At 68.8% G+C, this 18,255-nt stretch carries 12 protein-coding genes; 6 read left to right on the top strand and 6 right to left on the bottom strand.

Features of this window, described 5'->3' with window-relative positions; translation table 11 throughout:
- Positions 1–106 precede the first annotated feature (106 nt).
- The 4 genes from FGD71_RS32165 to metH form a co-directional block, all read right to left on the bottom strand.
- Complete coding sequence (locus tag FGD71_RS32165; protein ID WP_119104079.1) at positions 107–1,690, bottom strand: ABC transporter substrate-binding protein; 1,584 nt, start codon at positions 1,688–1,690, stop codon at positions 107–109.
- A 56-nt stretch (positions 1,691–1,746) separates the two neighbouring features.
- A complete protein-coding gene (locus FGD71_RS32170) occupies positions 1,747–3,351 on the bottom strand; it encodes an ABC transporter substrate-binding protein (RefSeq protein WP_119104080.1) in 1,605 nt (534 codons plus the stop codon).
- Positions 3,352–3,824: 473 nt separating this feature from the next.
- The gene (locus FGD71_RS32175) at positions 3,825–4,520 is read right to left on the bottom strand and encodes an HAD family hydrolase (RefSeq protein WP_119104081.1); all 696 of its coding nucleotides are present in this window, start codon (positions 4,518–4,520) and stop codon (positions 3,825–3,827) included.
- A 190-nt stretch (positions 4,521–4,710) separates the two neighbouring features.
- Positions 4,711–8,226 (bottom strand): methionine synthase, encoded by a 3,516-nt coding sequence (gene metH, locus FGD71_RS32180; protein ID WP_119104082.1) that lies wholly within the window; start codon positions 8,224–8,226, stop codon positions 4,711–4,713.
- A 326-nt stretch (positions 8,227–8,552) separates the two neighbouring features.
- Here metH and FGD71_RS32185 point away from each other — a divergent pair, with 326 nt between their 5' ends.
- The 6 genes from FGD71_RS32185 to FGD71_RS32210 all read left to right on the top strand — a co-directional run bounded on the left by FGD71_RS32185 (position 8,553) and on the right by FGD71_RS32210 (position 15,724).
- The gene (locus FGD71_RS32185; RefSeq protein WP_119104083.1) at positions 8,553–9,317 is read left to right on the top strand and encodes an IclR family transcriptional regulator; all 765 of its coding nucleotides are present in this window, start codon (positions 8,553–8,555) and stop codon (positions 9,315–9,317) included.
- A 279-nt stretch (positions 9,318–9,596) separates the two neighbouring features.
- Complete coding sequence (locus FGD71_RS32190) at positions 9,597–10,385, top strand: MIP/aquaporin family protein (RefSeq protein ID WP_119104084.1); 789 nt, start codon at positions 9,597–9,599, stop codon at positions 10,383–10,385.
- A 128-nt stretch (positions 10,386–10,513) separates the two neighbouring features.
- Entirely contained in the window at positions 10,514–12,052 is a 1,539-nt protein-coding gene (gene glpK / locus FGD71_RS32195) for a glycerol kinase GlpK (RefSeq protein WP_119104085.1), read from the top strand.
- A gap of 18 nt (positions 12,053–12,070) precedes the next feature.
- The gene (locus FGD71_RS32200) at positions 12,071–13,705 is read left to right on the top strand and encodes a glycerol-3-phosphate dehydrogenase/oxidase (protein ID WP_119104086.1); all 1,635 of its coding nucleotides are present in this window, start codon (positions 12,071–12,073) and stop codon (positions 13,703–13,705) included.
- A gap of 185 nt (positions 13,706–13,890) precedes the next feature.
- Positions 13,891–14,562 (top strand): FadR/GntR family transcriptional regulator, encoded by a 672-nt coding sequence (locus FGD71_RS32205; RefSeq protein WP_119104087.1) that lies wholly within the window; start codon positions 13,891–13,893, stop codon positions 14,560–14,562.
- Positions 14,563–14,719: 157 nt separating this feature from the next.
- Complete coding sequence (locus FGD71_RS32210; RefSeq protein ID WP_119104088.1) at positions 14,720–15,724, top strand: PAC2 family protein; 1,005 nt, start codon at positions 14,720–14,722, stop codon at positions 15,722–15,724.
- A gap of 114 nt (positions 15,725–15,838) precedes the next feature.
- Here FGD71_RS32210 and FGD71_RS32215 read toward each other — a convergent pair whose 3' ends face one another.
- Together FGD71_RS32215 and mshC are read right to left on the bottom strand one after the other, a co-directional pair.
- On the bottom strand, positions 15,839–16,795 hold the full coding sequence (locus FGD71_RS32215; protein WP_119104089.1) for an SMP-30/gluconolactonase/LRE family protein: 957 nt from the start codon (positions 16,793–16,795) through the stop codon (positions 15,839–15,841).
- 220 nt (positions 16,796–17,015) lie between these two features.
- Positions 17,016–18,245 (bottom strand): cysteine--1-D-myo-inosityl 2-amino-2-deoxy-alpha-D-glucopyranoside ligase, encoded by a 1,230-nt coding sequence (mshC, locus tag FGD71_RS32220; protein ID WP_119104090.1) that lies wholly within the window; start codon positions 18,243–18,245, stop codon positions 17,016–17,018.
- Positions 18,246–18,255 lie beyond the last annotated feature (10 nt).

Consider the following 18,255-nt stretch of genomic DNA (forward strand, 5'->3'; position numbering starts at 1 on the left):
CGTCGGACGAGCAGCCCGCCCATCCCGCCACCTGGCTTGCACCCGTCATACGGCGATGGCCGCCCCCCTTCGAAGGGGGGCGGCCATCGCCGTTTGTGTCCGGTGATCAGTCCTTGCTGATCTCCCAGAACCGGAACACGGTCGACGGGTCGAGGCAGTTCTCCAGGCCGTACACGTTGTCGTGGACGACCGCGTACTGCTTGGCCTGCCAGATCGGGATGACCGGGAGCTGCTCGGCGACGATGTCCTGGAGTCGTCCGTACTGCTGCTCGGTCGACGAGCGGTCGCTCTGGGCGGCGGTCTCGGGGATGAGCTGCCCGGTGACGGTGCTGTTGGTGTAGTTGTTGCCCAGCACGTTGCCCTTGCCGAAGAACGGGGCCGTGAAGTTGTCCGGATCCGGGTAGTCGGGTACCCAACCCTTCACGTACACGCCGTACTTGCCGGCCGCGATGTCCTTCTCGTACTGGCCGTAGGCGACGGACTTCACCGTGGCGTCGAACAGACCGCTGGCGTTGAGCTGCTTGGCTATCGCCTCGAACTCCTGGTCCGTGGACGGGCCGTAGCGCGCCGGTGTCGACCAGAGGGTGAGCTTCACCTTGTCGGTGATGCCGTCGGCGCGCAGCGCGGCCTCGGCCTTGTCGCTCGACGGGCGGGAGCCATAGGTGTCGAAGAAGGCCGTGTTGTGGGCCGTGATGCCGGCCGGGATGATCGAGTACAGCGGCGTCGCCGTGGACTCGTAGACCTGGTTGACCAGGGCCTCACGGTCGAGCAGATAGGCGATCGCCTTGCGGACGCTCAGCTTGCCCGCCACCGGGTCCTTGGTGTTGAAGACCAGGTGCTGCACCTCGGCGCTGGAGCCCTCGATGACGTCGATGTCCTGGCTGTTGGTCGTGTCCTTCTGGATGTCCGCGATGTCCTGGGCGGCGAGGCCGCGGTAGGCGACGTCGATCTCCTTGTCGAGGAGTGCCTTCTTCAGGCGGTTCCGGTCGCCGTGGAAGAACTTGAGGGTCACGCCGTCGTTCTGCACCTTGGCGGTGCCCTTGTAGTTCTTGTTGACGGAGAAGACGGCCTTGTTCTTGTCGAAGGAGTCCAGCGTGTAGGGGCCGGAGCCGACGGCCTCGCCGTCGGCGTTCAGTTCGTCCTCCGAGTAGGACCGGTGGTTCACGATCGAGCCGGCGCCGGAGGCGATCTTGCTGGGGAAGGTGGCGTCGGCGACCTTCAGTCTGAAGACGACCGTCTCCTCGTCCGGGGTCTCCACCTTGTCCAGCATGGGGAACATGATCGCGGGGCCGTTGGCGTCGTCGATCTTCATCATGCGGTCGAAGGAGAACTTGACGTCCTCCGAGGTGAGCGGGTCACCGTTGCTGAACTTCAGACCGTCGCGCAGGGTGCACTTGTAGACCTTGGTCTGAGTGTCCGTGAAGGAGCAGGCCTGGGCAGCCTCCGGCTCCGGCTCCGTGCCCCCCTTGGGGAAGCTCAGCAGGGACTGGAAGACGTTGTTGAAGAGGAGCCAGGAACCAGGGTCGTAGCCCGATGCGGGGTCCGTGGCCTGCACGGCGTCGGTCATCCCCATGACGACGGACGAGCCGGATTCCCCGGAGTCGTCCGACCCTGAGCCGCAGCCGGTCAGCAGGCCGGCGGCCAGCCCCGCCGCGACGGGCAGAGCAGCCCTCTTGGTGCGCTTGTTCACGTGCGTGTGCCTTGTCGTTGGTCTCGAAGTCCGGTCAGTCGCTGGCTCTGCAGTGGTCAACTGCGGACGCCTTGGCCGAGCTCCCACAGCTGCAGCGTCGCGGAGGAGTTGAGGGCCCGTTCGGCGCCGGTGATGTCGCTGCGTGCGGCGACGTACTGGTTGCCCTGCCACACCGGCAGCAGGGGAACGTCCTGGGCGACGATGGTCTGGATCTCCTCGATGCTCTTCGACGCGCTGAGCCGGTCGGCCTCACGGCGGGACTGGGGGATCAGGTCGTCGCGGATCTCCTTGTTCGCGTAGGGCGAGTTGATGGTGTTGTTCTTGTCGAGGAACGGCGCGAGGTAGTTGTCGGCGTCGGGGAAGTCCGGGAACCAGCCCATGCCGAAGATCCCGTACTCGCCTTTCTGCTCCTTCGGGCGGTACGTCGTCCACTTCTCGCCCTTGATGTCGACGTCGAACAGACCGCTGTCGTTCAGCTGCTTCTGCAGCAGCTCGAACTCGTCTTTGGTGGCCGGGCCGTAGTGGTCGGTCGTGTAGTGCAGCGTCAGCTTCACCGGCGTGGTGACGTTCGCCTTGGCCAGGAGGGCTGCGGCCTTGTCGGTGCTGGGGTTGCCGTACTCGTTGAAGAACGAGTTGGAGTGGCCCGTGAGGCTCGCCGGCACCATCGAGTAGAGCGGGTCGGCGCCGGTGCCGTACACCTTGGAGACGATCTCGCCCCGGTTGATGACCTGCGCCACCGCCTGACGGACCGCCTTGGTCTTCACCTGTGGGGCGTTGGTGTTGAAACCCAGGTAGCGGATCTCCAGGCCGGGCTGCTCGATCAGGCTGATGTCCGTGGACTTGTCGTTCTGGAGCTTCTTGATCTGCTGGGGCGACATGGTGCGGGTCATCATGCTGATGTCGCCCTTTTGGAGGGCTGTGCCCATCGCGGTCGAGCTGCCGAAGTAGCGCAGCTCGACCTTGTCGTTCCTGACGTCCAACTGCCCCTTGTAATGGGGGTTCTTGGTGAAGACGGCCTTGACGATTTCGTCGTTCTTGACCGTGGCGTCGAGGGTGTACGGACCGGAGCCGTCCACCGAGAAGCCGTCGCGCAGCCTGTTCTTGTCGTAGTCGTCGGGGTTGATGATGCCCGCGACCGGTGTCGACAGCTTGAACGGGAACGTGGCGTCGGCGGTCTTGAGGTGGAAGATCACCTCACGGTCGCCGCGCGTCTCGACGGTGTCGATGGTGGAGAGCAGCGCGAAGACACCGCTGTCGGCCTTGAGGCGCAGTGCGCGGTCGATCGAGAACTTCACGTCGGACGCGGTCACGGGGTCGCCGTTCGCGAACTTGAGGCCCTCGCGCAGGGTGCAGGCGTAACGCTCGCTGCCGGTGTCGGTGAAGCCGCACTTCTGGGCGGCCTCCGGCTCGGGGTCACCACCGCCGTCGGGCGTGGCCATCAGCGTCTGGACGGTCTGACGGAGGACGTTCCAGGGGGCGTTGTCGTACGCGTACGCCGGGTCCAGCGGCGCCGGCGCCTCCTTCGAGGCGGCGAACCGGTCGGTGGTGCCCACGACGATGGCGTCGTCGCCCTGAGCCCCGCCGCCGGACCCGCCGCACGCGGCAAGGACCGGCGCGAGCAGGCCCATCACGGCCGGCAGCACCAAAGTCTTACGGTTCATGCTCGAAGTTCTCCAGAGCTGTCGATCCCGAGAACCCGGCGGGCTGGGGTGGCGCTCGCGGATCGTCAGGGTTACGGCGATGTTCTCGCGAACGAGATTAGTCCGCGGCGGCAGAACGTCTCGCAGGCACTGGAGTTGACTTCCCATCACGCTTTGGAACCGGGCGTGGACGCACCGGAACCCGGCAGCGGAAGGATTCGTTCAGTGCCTCCCGAAATGGGACACAAGGGCACGCCGAACACCCCCGGAAAGGGCGTCACTGCACACCGCACCTCCCCTGTCGACCCGCCGGTGGGTGGTGAACGTCACACCGTCGACAGGGTGGAGAGGTTGTGGAATTCAGCCATCCGGCGAGGATCGAATTAATCCGATGGCATGACCATGCAGTTTTTCGCATATTCAACTGTTTACCCTGGGTCAACGTTGAGCGCTTTTCCGTCGTCAGGCGCTCGGCAAAGCCTCAATGGGCCTCATCACGGCGCCATCAGACCGCGTAGAAAAGGCAGGTCGACCTCTTCCAGGGAGGTCACGACGGTACGCCGGTGGGCGGGAGCGATCGGCGCCACGGAGGGCACGGCCACCACATGACAGCCGGCGGCCTCGGCGGCAGTGACACCTGTCGCGGTGTCCTCGACGACCGCGCATCTGACCGGATCGGCGCCGAGCCCCGCGGCTGCCAGCAGGTACGGATCGGGGTGCGGCTTGGTGCGCTCGACCTCGTCGCCCGCGATCGTCAGGGCGAAGTTCCGCGGGCCGAGCGAGGTCAGTACGCGGTCGATGATGCGGCGGTGCGAGGCGGAGACCAGGGCGGTCGGGATGTCGTGCGCGGCCAGCTCGGCCAGGAGCCGCGCGGCGCCCGGCATCAGCGGCAGGGCGCGGCCGATTCGGTCCTCGAACCCGTCGTTCAGCAGCACGGTGAGTTCGGCCAGGGTGATGTCGGCTCCGGTGGCCTCGATGAGGAACCCCGCGCTGCGGGTCATCGGACCGCCGACCACGACATGGCGCCATGAGTCGTCGAGCGTGTGGCCGAGGCGCGCGAACACCTCGACCTCGGCGTCCCACCAGAAGCCCTCGGTGTCCACCAGGGTTCCGTCCATGTCGAGGAGCACGGCCTGCAGGGCTGAGCCTTCGGCCGTACGGGTACCGAGTGCGGGGACCGTACTGGTCATCCGGGCACACCTCCAAGAGGGACGAGAAGGCCGGCTCCCCAAAGGGAACCGGCCTGCGCTGGACCGACCAGTCTACGACTCTCGTCGGGGAAGTGCTCGGTTTAATCGCCTTGCACGAGGGCACACTGAGAATCCGGCGCGGGGCCGTTTCAGCGTGCCCTCGCAAGGCCGCCTCAGCGTGAACTCACCCTTAGCGGGCGTTGAAGTACTTCGCCTCGGGATGGTGAATCACGATGGCATCCGTGGACTGCTCCGGGTGCAGCTGGAATTCCTCGGAGAGCTCCACGCCGATCCGCTCGGGCTCCAGGAGCTCGGCAATCTTCGCGCGGTCCTCCAGATTCGGGCAGGCTCCGTAGCCGAGCGAGAAGCGGGCGCCGCGGTATTTCAGCGCGAACATGTCCTCCATCTCGGCTGGGTCCTCACCGGCGAAGCCGAGTTCCGAGCGCACCCGTGCGTGCCAGTACTCCGCCAGTGCCTCGGCCAACTGCACGGACAGGCCGTGCAGTTCGAGGTAGTCGCGATAGGCGTTGGACTCGAAGAGCTTCGCCGTCTCCTCGCCGATCCGCGAACCGACGGTGACGACCTGCAGCCCGACGACGTCCGTCTCGCCCGACTCCTCGGGCCGGAAGAAGTCGGCGAGACACAGCCGGCGGCCGCGACGCTGACGCGGGAAGGTGAACCTGGTGCGCTCGTTGCCCGCCTCGTCCAGGAGGATCAGGTCGTCGTCCTTGGACACGCAGGGGAAGTAGCCGTAGACCACGGCCGCTTCGAGGAGGTTGTCGGTCTGCAGCTTGTCGAGCAGCCCGCGCAGCCGGGGGCGGCCATCGGTTTCGACCAGTTCCTCGTACGTGGGTCCGTCGCCCGTGCGTGCCTGCTTCAGACCCCACTGGCCCTTGAACAGCGCACCCTCGTCCAGCCAGGAGGCGTACTCCTTGAGCTGGATGCCCTTGATGACGCGGGTACCCCAGAACGGCGGCTCGGGGACGGGGTTGTCGACCGCCACGTCCGAGCGGACGGCGCCTTCTTCCTGCGGGCGTTCCTCGACCTGCGCGGAGGCCGCCCGCACCCGGCGCTGCTTGAGCTCCGGCAGCGTCGCGCCGGGTACCCCGCGCTTGACGGCGATCAGGGCGTCCATCAGGCGCAGGCCCTCGAAGGCGTCGCGGGCGTAGCGGACTTCGCCCTCGTAGATCTCGTGCAGGTCCTGCTCGACGTACGCGCGGGTCAGGGCCGCGCCGCCGAGGATCACCGGGAAGTCGGCCGCCATCTTGCGCTGGTTGAGCTCCTCCAGGTTCTCCTTCATGATCACGGTGGACTTCACCAGGAGACCGGACATGCCGATGACGTCGGCGCGGTGCTCCTCGGCGGCCTCCAGGATCGCGGAGACGGGCTGCTTGATGCCCAGGTTCACCACGCTGTAGCCGTTGTTGGACAGGATGATGTCGACGAGGTTCTTGCCGATGTCGTGCACGTCGCCGCGCACGGTCGCCAGCACGATGGTGCCCTTGCCCTCGTCGCCCTCGACCTTTTCCATGTGCGGTTCGAGATAGGCCACCGCGGACTTCATGACCTCGGCGGACTGGAGCACGAACGGCAGCTGCATCTGGCCGGAACCGAACAGTTCACCGACGACCTTCATGCCTTCGAGGAGGGTCTCGTTGACGATGTCGAGCGCCGGGCGGTCCTTGAGCGCGTCGTCGAGGTCGGCTTCGAGCCCGTTCTTCTCCCCGTCGATGATGCGCCGCTTGAGCCGCTCCTCCAGCGGCAGCGCGGCCAGCTCCTCGGCCCTTCCGGCCTTCAGGGACTTGGTGGTCGCGCCCTCGAAGAGCTCCATCAGCTTCTGAAGGGGGTCATACCCCTCGGAGCGACGGTCGTAGATGAGGTCGAGGGCGGTGGTGACCTGCTCCTCGTCGAAGCGGGCGATCGGCAGGATCTTGCTCGCGTGCACGATCGCCGAGTCCAGGCCCGCCTTGACGCACTCGTCGAGGAAGACCGAGTTGAGCAGGATGCGGGCGGCCGGGTTGAGGCCGAAGGAGATGTTGGACAGGCCGAGCGTGGTCTGTACGTCCGGGTGACGCCGCTTCAGTTCGCGGATCGCCTCGATGGTGGCGATGCCGTCGCCCCGGGACTCCTCCTGGCCCGTGCAGATGGTGAAGGTCAGGGTGTCGATGAGGATGTCCGACTCGTGGATGCCCCAGTTGCCCGTCAGGTCGGCGATGAGCCGCTCGGCGATCTCGACCTTCTTCTCGGGCGTACGGGCCTGGCCCTCCTCGTCGATGGTCAGCGCGATCAGCGCGGCGCCGTGCTCCTGGGCGAGCTTCGTGACCTTCGCGAAGCGCGACTCGGGGCCGTCGCCGTCCTCGTAGTTGACGGAGTTGATGACCGCGCGGCCGCCCAGCTTCTCCAGCCCCGCCTTGATGACGTCGACTTCCGTGGAGTCCAGGACGATGGGCAGCGTGGACGCGGTGGCGAAGCGGCCGGCCAGCTCCTCCATGTCGGCGACACCGTCGCGGCCCACGTAGTCGACGCACAGGTCGAGCATGTGCGCGCCTTCACGGATCTGGTCGCGGGCCATCTCGACGCAGTCGTCCCAGCGGGCGTCCAGCATGGCCTCGCGGAACTTCTTGCTGCCGTTGGCGTTGGTGCGCTCGCCGATCGCCATGTACGCGGTGTCCTGGCGGAACGGGACAGTCTGGTAGAGGGAGGCGGCGCCGGGCTCGGGCTGGGGGTGCCGCTCGGTGGGCGTGGCACCGTGGACCCGCTCCACGAGCTGCCGCAGATGCTCTGGCGTCGTACCGCAGCAGCCGCCCACCAGGGACAGCCCGTACTCGCGGACGAAGTTCTCCTGCGCGTCGGCCAGCCCTTCGGCGTCCAGCGGGAAGTGCGCGCCGTCCTTGGTGAGCACCGGCAGGCCGGCGTTCGGCATGCACAGCAGCGGAATGCGGGAGTGGCGTGTGAGATAGCGCAGGTGCTCGCTCATCTCGGCGGGACCGGTCGAGCAGTTGAGGCCGATCATGTCGATGCCCAGCGGCTCCAGCGCGGTCAGCGCCGCACCGATCTCAGAGCCGAGCAGCATGGTGCCGGTGGTCTCGAACGCCATCGAGACGAGCAGCGGCAGGTTCGCCCCGGTCGCTTCCAGGGCCCGCCGCGCGCCCAGCACGGAGGCCTTCGTCTGCAGCAGGTCCTGCGTGGTCTCCACCAGCAGGGCGTCCGCGCCGCCGGCGATCAGGCCCTCGGCATTCGCCTGGAAGCCGTCGCGCAGCGTGCCGTAAGCGACGTGGCCGAGGGTCGGCAGCTTGGTGCCGGGACCGATCGAGCCGAGCACCCAGCGCTGACGGCCGTCACGACCGCCGAACTCGTCCGCCGCCTCGCGGGCGATACGGGCTCCCGCCTCGGACAGTTCGAAGACACGGTCGGAGATGTCGTACTCCGCCATCGCGGAGTGGTTCGCCCCGAAGGTGTTCGTCTCGACGCAGTCCACGCCTACGGCGAAGTACTCCTCGTGGACGGACCGGACGATGTCGGGGCGCGTGAGATTCAGGATTTCGTTGCAGCCCTCGAGGTTCTCGAAGTCCTCGAGTGTCGGGTCCTGGGCCTGGAGCATCGTGCCCATGGCGCCGTCCGCCACCACCACGCGGGTGGCGAGCGCATCTCGGAGGGCGGCGGCACGGGTCCGGCTGTCAGCGGAAGGGGTTGGCGACGAGGCCATGAAGAGAGCTCCCTGGGGTGCGACGGCTGTCGGCTATGCGTCTTCTTCCGGTGGAAGGCGCACCTCGCCAGGGTAGCCGGGAGCGGCGCCGGATGGTCGGGGGGTCCACGAGGCGGACGGGTGTGGCGGACGCGGCGGAGAGCTTGGAGGGACGCGGTGGAGGTGTTGGGTAGGCACGGCGGACACCGCGCCGGTGGATATTAGGCCGAAACCTGGGGGCCACCTATTAGCGGGAGGTCGGCAACGACCGATAGTGTTCAGCATTGTCGAACGGCGCCACGGGAGCCCGTAGTCGACAGCCGAAGGGGACGGAAGGCAGGACTGCGATGGCACGGAACATCCAGTCGCTCGAACGGGCGGCCGCGATGCTGCGGCTGCTCGGCGGCGGTGAGCGACGGCTCGGTCTCTCGGACATCGCCTCCTCGCTCGGTCTCGCCAAGGGCACGGCCCACGGCATACTGCGCACGCTCCAGCAGGAGGGCTTCGTCGAGCAGGACGCCGCTTCCGGCCGCTACCAGCTGGGCGCGGAACTGCTGCGGCTGGGCACCACGTATTTGGACGTCCACGAGTTGCGCTCGCGTGCCCTCGTATGGACCGACGACCTGGCCCGCTCCAGCGGCGAGAGCGTCTACCTCGGTGTCCTTCACCAGCACGGCGTGCTGATCGTGCACCACGTCTTCCGGCCCGACGACAGCCGTCAGGTGCTGGAGGTGGGCGCGATGCAGCCGCTGCACTCCACGGCCCTGGGCAAGGTGCTGTCGGCCTACGACCCGGTGGCGCACAGTGAGCTCATGGAGGCCGAGCGCAAGGAGTTCACGGCGCGCACGATCAGCGACCTGGACGCGCTCGAGGGCGTCCTCGACCTCACCCGGGCGCGCGGGTACGCGGCCGATGTGGAGGAGACCTGGGAGGGCATAGCGTCCGTCGCCGCGCCCATCCACGACCGGCGGCGGATGCCGGTCGGTGCGGTGGCCGTCACCGGGGCCGTGGAGCGGGTCTGCGCGGACGGGGAAATGCGTGCCGGGCTGATCGCGGCGGTACGCGACTGTGCCCGCGCCGTGTCGCGGGACCTGGGCGCCGGTTGGTTCTGAGCGACCGGGGCGCCGCGCGCCCCGGAATCGCTCGCCCGCCTCAAGATCGATAGCTCGCGACGATCAAGAACGATCGTTTTTTCGATATCGGGACCCTTGACGTGCCACTGCCCCCGGGGCAAGACTCCCGTCCATCGGTCGGCATTGTCGAACACCTACCGGCAATAAGCGCTAGAGTGTGGCAACGCCACGGGCCGGCATCGCCCTCAACCGAGGGCACGGACCACCGGAGGGACCCGGGGTTCGCCTTCCCCTGGACGAAGGACAAAGGAGTCGCGGGTGTCCAGCTCCGACATCTTCATCGGCGAGACCATCGGTACCGCCATACTCATCCTGCTCGGAGGCGGCGTCTGTGCCGCCGTCACGCTGAAGGCCTCGAAGGCACGCAACGCCGGGTGGGTCGCCATCATCTTCGGGTGGGCCTTCGCGGTGCTCACGGCCGCCTACACGACAGGGCCGATCTCCGGTGCCCACCTGAACCCGGCCGTCACCGTCGGCATCGCGATCAAGGACGGTGACTGGGACAACGTCCCCGTCTACTTCGCGGGCCAGATACTCGGCGCCATGATCGGTGCGGTCCTGGTCTGGATCACCTACTACGGCCAGTTCCAAGCCCACCTCACCGACCGCGAGATCGTCGGCGGCCCCGGCGCCCAGGACACCAAGTCCGTCGAGGCCCAGGAGGCCGAGGCCGGCCCGGTGCTCGGCATCTTCTCCACCGGCCCGGAGATCCGGAACGCGGTGCAGAACCTCGCCACAGAGATCATCGGCACGTTCGTGCTGGTGATCGCGATTCTCACCCAGGGCCTGAACGACAGCGGCAAGGGACTCGGCCCCCTGGGCGCGCTGATCACCGCGCTCGTGGTCGCCGGCATCGGTCTCTCCCTCGGCGGGCCGACCGGCTACGCGATCAACCCGGTCCGTGACCTCGGTCCCCGCATCGTGCACGCGCTGCTGCCCCTGCCCAACAAGGGCGGCTCCGACTGGGGCTACGCCTGGGTCCCGGTCGTCGGTCCGCTGATCGGCGGAGCGATCGCCGCGGGCCTCTACAACGTCGCTTTTGCTTAAGGCCACACGTCCGCTCGGAGCCATACGTCCGCTCGGAGCCATAAGCCCACTCAGAGCCACACGCCCGCTCAGAGCCGCAGGCAGTACGCCGTAAGCCGGCCCTTTACCACGGACTTCAGGAGCACACCGTGACCGACGCGCACACCGCCGGGCCGTTCATCGCCGCCATCGACCAGGGCACCACCTCCAGCCGCTGCATCGTCTTCGACCGGGACGGCCGCATCGTCTCCGTCGACCAGAAAGAGCACGAGCAGATCTTCCCGAAGCCGGGCTGGGTCGAGCACAACGCCGCCGAGATCTGGACCAACGTCCAGGAGGTCGTCGCCGGAGCCATCGAGAAGGCCGGCATCACCCGAGACGACATCAAGGCCATCGGCATCACCAACCAGCGTGAGACCACGCTGCTCTGGGACAAGAACAGCGGTGAGCCGGTCCACAACGCCATCGTCTGGCAGGACACCCGCACCGACGCCCTCTGCAAGGAACTCGGCCGCAACGTGGGCCAGGACCGCTTCCGCCGTGAGACGGGCCTGCCCCTCGCCTCGTACTTCGCGGGTCCGAAGGCGCGCTGGCTGCTCGACAACGTCGAGGGGCTGCGGGAGCGCGCCGAGGCGGGCGACATCCTCTTCGGCACCATGGACTCCTGGGTCATCTGGAACCTGACCGGAGGCGTCAACGGCGGCCACCACGTCACGGACGTCACCAACGCCTCCCGCACCCTCCTCATGAACCTGCACACGATGGAGTGGGACGAGAAGATCTGCGACTCCATCGGCGTGCCGCGGCAGATGCTGCCCGAGATCCGCTCCTCCGCCGAGGTGTACGGCGCGGTCACGGGCGGCAAGCTCGGCGACATCCTCGGCGGCATCCCCGTCGCGTCCGCGCTCGGCGACCAGCAGGCGGCCCTGTTCGGCCAGACCTGCTTCTCCGAGGGCGAGGCCAAGTCGACGTACGGCACCGGCACCTTCCTGCTGATGAACACCGGTGAGAAGCCGGTCAACTCGTACAACGGCCTGCTGACCACGGTCGGCTACCGGATCGGCGACGAGAAGCCGGTCTACGCCCTGGAGGGCTCCATCGCCGTCACCGGTTCGCTGGTGCAGTGGATGCGTGACCAGATGGGCCTGATCAGCACCGCCGCCGAGATCGAGACGCTGGCGCTCTCGGTCGAGGACAACGGCGGCGCCTACTTCGTGCCGGCCTTCTCCGGCCTGTTCGCCCCGTACTGGCGCTCCGACGCCCGCGGTGTGATCGCCGGCCTCACCCGGTACGTCACGAAGGCGCACCTCGCGCGCGCCGTCCTGGAGGCCACCGCCTGGCAGACCCGTGAGATCACCGACGCCATGACGAAGGACTCCGGCGTCGAGCTCGCGGCCCTCAAGGTCGACGGCGGCATGACCTCCAACAACCTGCTGATGCAGACGCTCTCGGACTTCCTGGACGCCCCCGTGGTGCGCCCGATGGTCGCCGAGACCACATGCCTCGGTGCCGCCTACGCCGCCGGTCTCGCCGTCGGCTTCTGGTCCACCACCGACGACCTGCGCGCCAACTGGCGCCGCGCCGCCGAGTGGACTCCCAACATGGCCGCGGAAGCCCGCGACCGCGAGTACAAGAGCTGGCTCAAGGCCGTGGAACGGACCATGGGCTGGCTCGAAGACGAGAACTGACGAGGAGTAAGAACCCGTATGACCAGTCAGTCCACCCTGCAGTCCGTACCTGCCCCTGGTACGCACCCGGCCTCCGGCTCCGCTGTGTTCCGTACCAGGGCAGCGAGCCGCGCCGAGGCCCGGGAGCAGCTTTCCCAGGCGGCGTACGACCTCCTCGTCATCGGCGGCGGCATCCTGGGCATCTCCACCGCCTGGCATGCCGCGCAGTCCGGGCTGCGGGTGGCGCTGGTCGACGCCGGCGACTTCGCCGGTGCCACCTCCTCCGCCTCCTCGAAGCTCCTCCACGGCGGTCTGCGCTATCTGCAGACCGGCGCGGTGAAGCTGGTCGCGGAGAACCACTTCGAGCGCCGTGCGGTCTCCCGCCAGGTGGCCCCCCACCTGGCGAACCCGCTCACCTTCTACCTCCCCGTGTACAAGGGCGGGCCGCACGGCGCGGCGAAGCTGGGCGCCGGTGTGTTCGCGTACTCGGCGCTGTCGGCCTTCGGCGACGGTGTGGGGCATCTGCTGAGCCCGTCGAAGGCCGCGCAGGACGTCCCCGAGCTGCGGACGGACAACCTCAGGGCCGTGGCCGTGTACGGCGACGACCAGATGAACGACTCCCGGATGGCCCTGATGACGGTCCGCGCTGCCGTCGAGTCGGGTGCCGTCGTCCTCAACCACGCCGAGGTCACCGGACTGCGCTTCACCCGGGGGCGGGTGACCGGTGCGGAGCTGCGCGACCGCCTCGACGGCAGCGAGTTCGGGGTCTCGGCGCGGCTGGTGCTCAACGCCACCGGCCCGTGGGTCGACCACCTGCGCCGAATGGAGGACGCGAACGCGGCGCCGTCCATCCGCCTGTCGAAGGGCGCGCACCTGGTCCTCAAGCGGACGTCGCCGTGGAAGGCCGCGCTGGCGACTCCGATAGACAAGTACCGCATCACCTTCGCCCTCCCCTGGGAGGACATGCTGCTGCTCGGCACGACCGACGAGGCCTACGAGGGCGACCCGGCGGACGTCGCGGTCGACGAGAAGGACATCGCACAGATACTGGACGAGGCCGCGTTCTCGATCCGCGACCAGCAGCTGTCCCGCGATCTGATCACGTACTCGTTCGCGGGTCTGCGCGTCCTGCCCGGCGGCCCCGGCGACACGTCGACGGCCAAGCGCGAGACGGTCGTCACCGAAGGCCGCGGCGGCATGCTGTCCGTCGCGGGCGGCAAGTGGACGACGTTCCGTCATATCGGCCGTACGGTCATGAAGAAGCTTCAGGCGCTGCCTGGCCGGCCGCTCGGCGAGGACTTCGAGCCGATCTCCGCGCTGCCCAAGAGGCTGCCGCTGCCCGGTGTCGCCAACCCGCGCGCGGTCGCGCACCGCCTCCTCGTCGACGGCCCGGCCCCCGGCCCGCGCATGGCCGCCGACACCGCCAGGCATCTGGCGACGCACTACGGTTCGCTGGCCTTCGACATCGCGCGTCTCGCGAACGACGACCCGCGGCTGGGCGAGCGCGTCCACCCGGATGCCCCGGAGATCTGGGCGCAGGTCGTCTACGCCCGGGACAACGAGTGGGCCGAGACGGCGGACGACGTGCTGCGGCGCCGCACGACGCTGACGATCCGCGGGCTCGCGACGGACGAGGTCCGCGCCGAGGTGCAGGATCTGCTCGACAAGAAGTAGGCGCAGGGAGTAGGAGGCGCGAAGAAATGGGCGCGGGCACGGCGAGTGCCTCGCCGGAGGGGCGGCTTCCCCGCGGTGGAGCCGCCCCTCCGGCATGCAGGGGTGATCACCCGCACGGGCCTCACCTGTACGGTCGAAGCCCCCATAATGAGACATCGGATGTCTGAGCGACAGGGAGGCCCGCCATGGCAGTCACCGATGAGGCGATCGAGAAGATCAAGGGAATGATCGTCTCCGGCGCGCTGAGCCCCGGCGACCGGCTCCCCAAGGAGAGCGAGCTCGCCTCCGATCTGGGCCTGTCCCGCAACTCCCTGCGGGAGGCCGTCCGCGCGCTCTCCCTGATCCGCATCCTGGACGTACGGCAGGGTGACGGCACGTACGTCACCAGCCTGGACCCGCAGCTCCTGCTGGAGGCGCTGAGCTTCGTCGTCGACTTCCACCGCGACGACACGGTCCTGGAGTTCCTCGCGGTACGCCGCATCCTGGAGCCCGCCGCGACCGCGATGGCCGCCTCGCGCATCAGCGCACAGCAACTGGACGCGCTGACCGCCCAGTTGGACGCGCTGGGCGACGAGCCCTCGGTGGAGGAGCTCGTCGCCTGCGACCTGGAGTTCCACCGGGGCATCGTGCAGAGCTCCGGCAACTCCGTGCTCTGCTCGCTTCTCGACGGCCTCTCCGGTCCGACCACGCGGGCCCGCATCTGGCGCGGCCTGACCCAGGAGGACGCGGTCAGCCGCACCCTGCACGAGCACCGCGCGATCCTCACGGCCCTGCGCGACCGGGACGCGGAAGCGGCCCGCTCCTGGGCGACGGTGCACATCGCGAGCGTGGAGCAGTGGCTGCGCAGCACCTTGTGAGCGCGTCAGAGACAGCTCGGACCACTGGGAAGGGTGTTCCGGGGTGGCTCTTGGGGCAGTGATCCGTTCACTACCCCGCGCAAGGGGGATGCGGGAGCCCCGTCCGTACGCCGTAAGGTTGGGGCGTACGCGAGGGCACGTCGGAAGGAGGCGCTGGGTGATCGAGCTCGAGGGGGTTCCCGAGCTGGTCGACCCGGTCATGGTGGCCGCGTTCGAGGGCTGGAACGACGCCGGCGACGCCGCTTCCACCGCGGTCGCGCATCTCGACAGGGAATGGAAGGGCGAGGTCTTCGCGGCTCTGGACGCCGAGGACTACTACGACTTCCAGGTGAACCGTCCCACCGTGTGGCTGGACGGCGGCGTTCGCAAGATCACGTGGCCCACGACCCGGCTCTCGGTGGTCCGGGTCGGCGGCGACAAGCCGCGGGACCTGGTACTGGTCCGCGGTATCGAGCCGTCCATGCGCTGGCGCTCGTTCTGCAACGAGTTGCTGGGCTTCGCGCATGAGCTGGGCGTGGAGCTGGTGGTGATCCTGGGCGCCCTGCTCGGTGACACCCCGCACACGCGTCCCGTCCCCGTCAGCGGGGTCACGTCCGACGCGGACCTGGCCCGCACCATGGAGCTGGAGGAGACCAAGTACGAGGGTCCGACGGGCATCGTCGGCATCCTCCAGGAGGCGTGCACACACGCGGGCGTACCGGCGGTGTCGTTGTGGGCGGCCGTGCCGCACTATGTGTCGCAGCCGCCGAACCCGAAGGCGACGCTGGCCCTCCTCAACCGTCTGGAGGACCTCATCGACCTGCGCATTCCGCTGGGCGAGCTGCCCGAGGACGCGCGGGCGTGGCAGCTGGGCGTGGACCAGCTGGCCGCCGAGGACAGTGAGGTCGCCGAGTACGTGCAGTCGCTGGAGGAGGCCCGGGACACCGCCGAGCTGCCCGAGGCGTCGGGCGAGGCGATCGCCCGCGAGTTCGAGCGCTATCTGCGCAGACGGGACGGCGGCGGCCCGGCCGGCCAGACCGGCGGGCACGCCACGGAGAGCGGCGACTCCGCCTCGTACCTCCGTGACAACCCGACCGACCGCACCCGGCCGCCGAAGCCGCAGCGGCCGGATCCCGCCGACCCCACCGACGACGGCTCCGCCGAGGGCTCTTCGGAGGACTGAAGCGACCGAGGGTGGTGCGCACCGCGCGCACCACCCTCGGTCGGTTCCGCTCGGTTGCTTCCGCTCGGTCGGTTCCGCAGCGGTCGGTTCCGCAGCGGTCGGTCCTTCGACCAGTCAGGCCTTCGGCACCGCCACCACGTCGTACTCCGTGTCCGGGGTCGGCACCTCGACGTCGAAGCGGGCGTTCGGCAGATACAGCCGGTCCCCCCAGGCCGCGACCGTCGTCGGGATCCTGAAGCGCGGGTCGGTGATCCGGGTGATCGCCGTGCCCTTGGTCCCGGAGGCGTTCAGCCGGAACACGTCGATCGCGTTCTGCTGCTGCTGAACGACGTAGAGGATCCGTCCGAGAAGCAACAGGCCATCCCCGTTGGGCAGTTTGGCCGCGCCCAGGTCGACCGCGCGGGCGGCCCCGGTGCCGGGGTCGACCCGCATCAGAGTGCCGCCGTCCGCGAAGGCGTTCACCACGAGCAGGGCGCTGCCGTCCGGCGTGCGCTCGACGCCGTTGGCGGTGAAGTCGGTTCCCTGCTCCCAGTCGCCGCTCAGCGGCACGGTGGTGACAGCTCCGGGCGTGCCGTGCCTGCCCAGCGAGAGCCGGTAGAGCCGTGGCGCGAACGAGTCGGTGAACCAGGCGGCATCCGGCGTGAGGATCACATCGTTCACAAAGGTGCCCCCGACGGCGTACACCTTCTCGAGCTCGCCGCTGCGGGCGTCGACGGTCCGTAGCTCGCCGCTCGGTCCGCCGGCGACGAAGAGCCTGCCGTACCGGTCGATCTTCAGCCCGATGGAGGGGTGTCCGGCCCCGAGGCCCTTGCTGATGACGGCACCGCGCCCGGTGGCCAGGCTCGCCCGGTAGATGTCGCCGTTCGCGAGGGATCCGAAGTACCCGTAGGGGCGGGAGCCGATGGCTATGCCCTCGGGCTGGAAGCCACCCGGCAACAAGAACCGGGTGGGCCAGGGCTGTTCGGCTCCGCGGGTCGTGCCGGCGGCGTGTGCGGTGCCGCCCAGGAGTGCCGCGCCTCCCACGGCCGCGGCTGTGGTGAGAAGTCTTCGACGTGCGAAGGAACGGTCCATGATGCGTCCTTACGCAAAGGGGCCGACCCGGGGGTCGGCCAGATGGTCAACAGACCTTGTCACCCCATCACATAAAGGTCCTCTCCGCAGGCCAATATGCCTGCAGTCAAACCCAGTTGGCGAAGTCAGGGGTGGGAGAGGAGGGGCCAGGCGAGGCGGCTCGGACGCACGGGCGCCGGGCGGGAAAGGTCCCACCCGGCGACCGGCCGCGTGCGGCGGCTTACAGGGCCACGCCGAGGAGCGCGTCCACGGCACGCGATACGACACCGGGGGCGCCCTCGTCGGTACCGCCCTGTTCCTGCTGGCGGGCGGCCCAGCGGTCGACGGCCCTGAGCGCCGCCGGGGCGTCCAGGTCCTCCGCGAGGGCCTCGCGGATCTCCTCCACGAGCGCCTCGGCGGGCGGCCCGTCGGGCCGTGACACGGCGGCGCGCCAGCGGCCGAGCCGCGCGAGAGCCTCCTCCAGGACCTGATCGGTCCACTCCCAGTCCGCCCGGTAGTGGTGCGCGAGCAGGGCGAGCCGGATGGCGGCCGGGTCGACTCCGTCACGCCGCAACGTCGACACGAAGACCAGGTTGCCCTTGGACTTCGACATCTTCTCGCCGTCGAGCGCGACCATGCCCGCGTGCACATACGCCTTGGCGAAGGGGAATTCGCCGCTCAGTGCCTGCGCGTGGGAGGCGCCCATCTCGTGGTGCGGGAAGACGAGGTCGGATCCGCCGCCCTGCACGTCGAAGCCCATGCCCAGGTGGTCGAGCGCGATGGCGACGCACTCGATGTGCCAGCCGGGGCGGCCCCGGCCGAGCGAGCCGCCGTCCCAGCTCGGCTCGCCCTCCCGGGCGGCCATCCAGAGCATCGGGTCGAGCGGGTTCTTCTTGCCCGCACGCTCCGGATCGCCACCGCGCTCGGCGGACAGCAGCCGCATCGCCGCGGCGTCCAGACGCGAGACCTCGCCGAAGTGCGGGTCGGCCTCGACGGAGAAGTAGACGTCGCCTTCGAGTTCGTACGCGGCGCCGGCGTCCCGCAGCCGCTCGACGAGCGGGATGATGCCGGGTATCGCCTCGACGGCGCCGATGTAGTGCCGCGGGGGCAGCATCCGCAGGGCGGTCATGTCCTCGCGGAAGAGGGCGGTCTCCTTCTCGGCGAGCGCGGCCCAGTCGATGTCGTCCCTCGTCGCACGCTCAAGAAGCGGATCGTCGACGTCCGTCACGTTCTGGACGTAGTGAACCTGCCGCTTGGTGTCGAGCCACACGCGCTGCACGAGGTCGAACGCGTTGTAGGTCGCCGCGTGACCGATGTGGGTCGCGTCGTACGGGGTGATGCCGCAGACGTAGATACGGGCGACGGGGCCGGGATCGAGGGTGACGAGCCCCTCGGTCGCGGTGTCGTGGATCCTCAGGTCGCGGCCCTGTCCAGGCAGGGCGGGGACCTCGGAAGCGGGCCAGGCATGCATGTCATGAGCC

Source organism: Streptomyces sporangiiformans, from assembly GCF_005768555.2.
Taxonomy (GTDB): Bacteria; Actinomycetota; Actinomycetes; order Streptomycetales; family Streptomycetaceae; genus Streptomyces; species Streptomyces sporangiiformans.

Bases quoted from the DNA above. Each gene is read 5' to 3' on its own strand.
- FGD71_RS32185 (WP_119104083.1), top strand. From the start codon at position 8,553: ATGGCACGGAACATCCAGTCGCTCGAACGGGCGGCCGCGATGCTGCGG.
- metH (WP_119104082.1), bottom strand. From the start codon at position 8,226: ATGGCCTCGTCGCCAACCCCTTCCGCTGACAGCCGGACCCGTGCCGCC.
- mshC (WP_119104090.1), bottom strand. From the start codon at position 18,245: ATGCATGCCTGGCCCGCTTCCGAGGTCCCCGCCCTGCCTGGACAGGGC.
- FGD71_RS32215 (WP_119104089.1), bottom strand. From the start codon at position 16,795: ATGGACCGTTCCTTCGCACGTCGAAGACTTCTCACCACAGCCGCGGCC.
- FGD71_RS32205 (WP_119104087.1), top strand. From the start codon at position 13,891: ATGGCAGTCACCGATGAGGCGATCGAGAAGATCAAGGGAATGATCGTC.
- FGD71_RS32175 (WP_119104081.1), bottom strand. From the start codon at position 4,520: ATGACCAGTACGGTCCCCGCACTCGGTACCCGTACGGCCGAAGGCTCA.
- FGD71_RS32170 (WP_119104080.1), bottom strand. From the start codon at position 3,351: ATGAACCGTAAGACTTTGGTGCTGCCGGCCGTGATGGGCCTGCTCGCG.
- FGD71_RS32200 (WP_119104086.1), top strand. From the start codon at position 12,071: ATGACCAGTCAGTCCACCCTGCAGTCCGTACCTGCCCCTGGTACGCAC.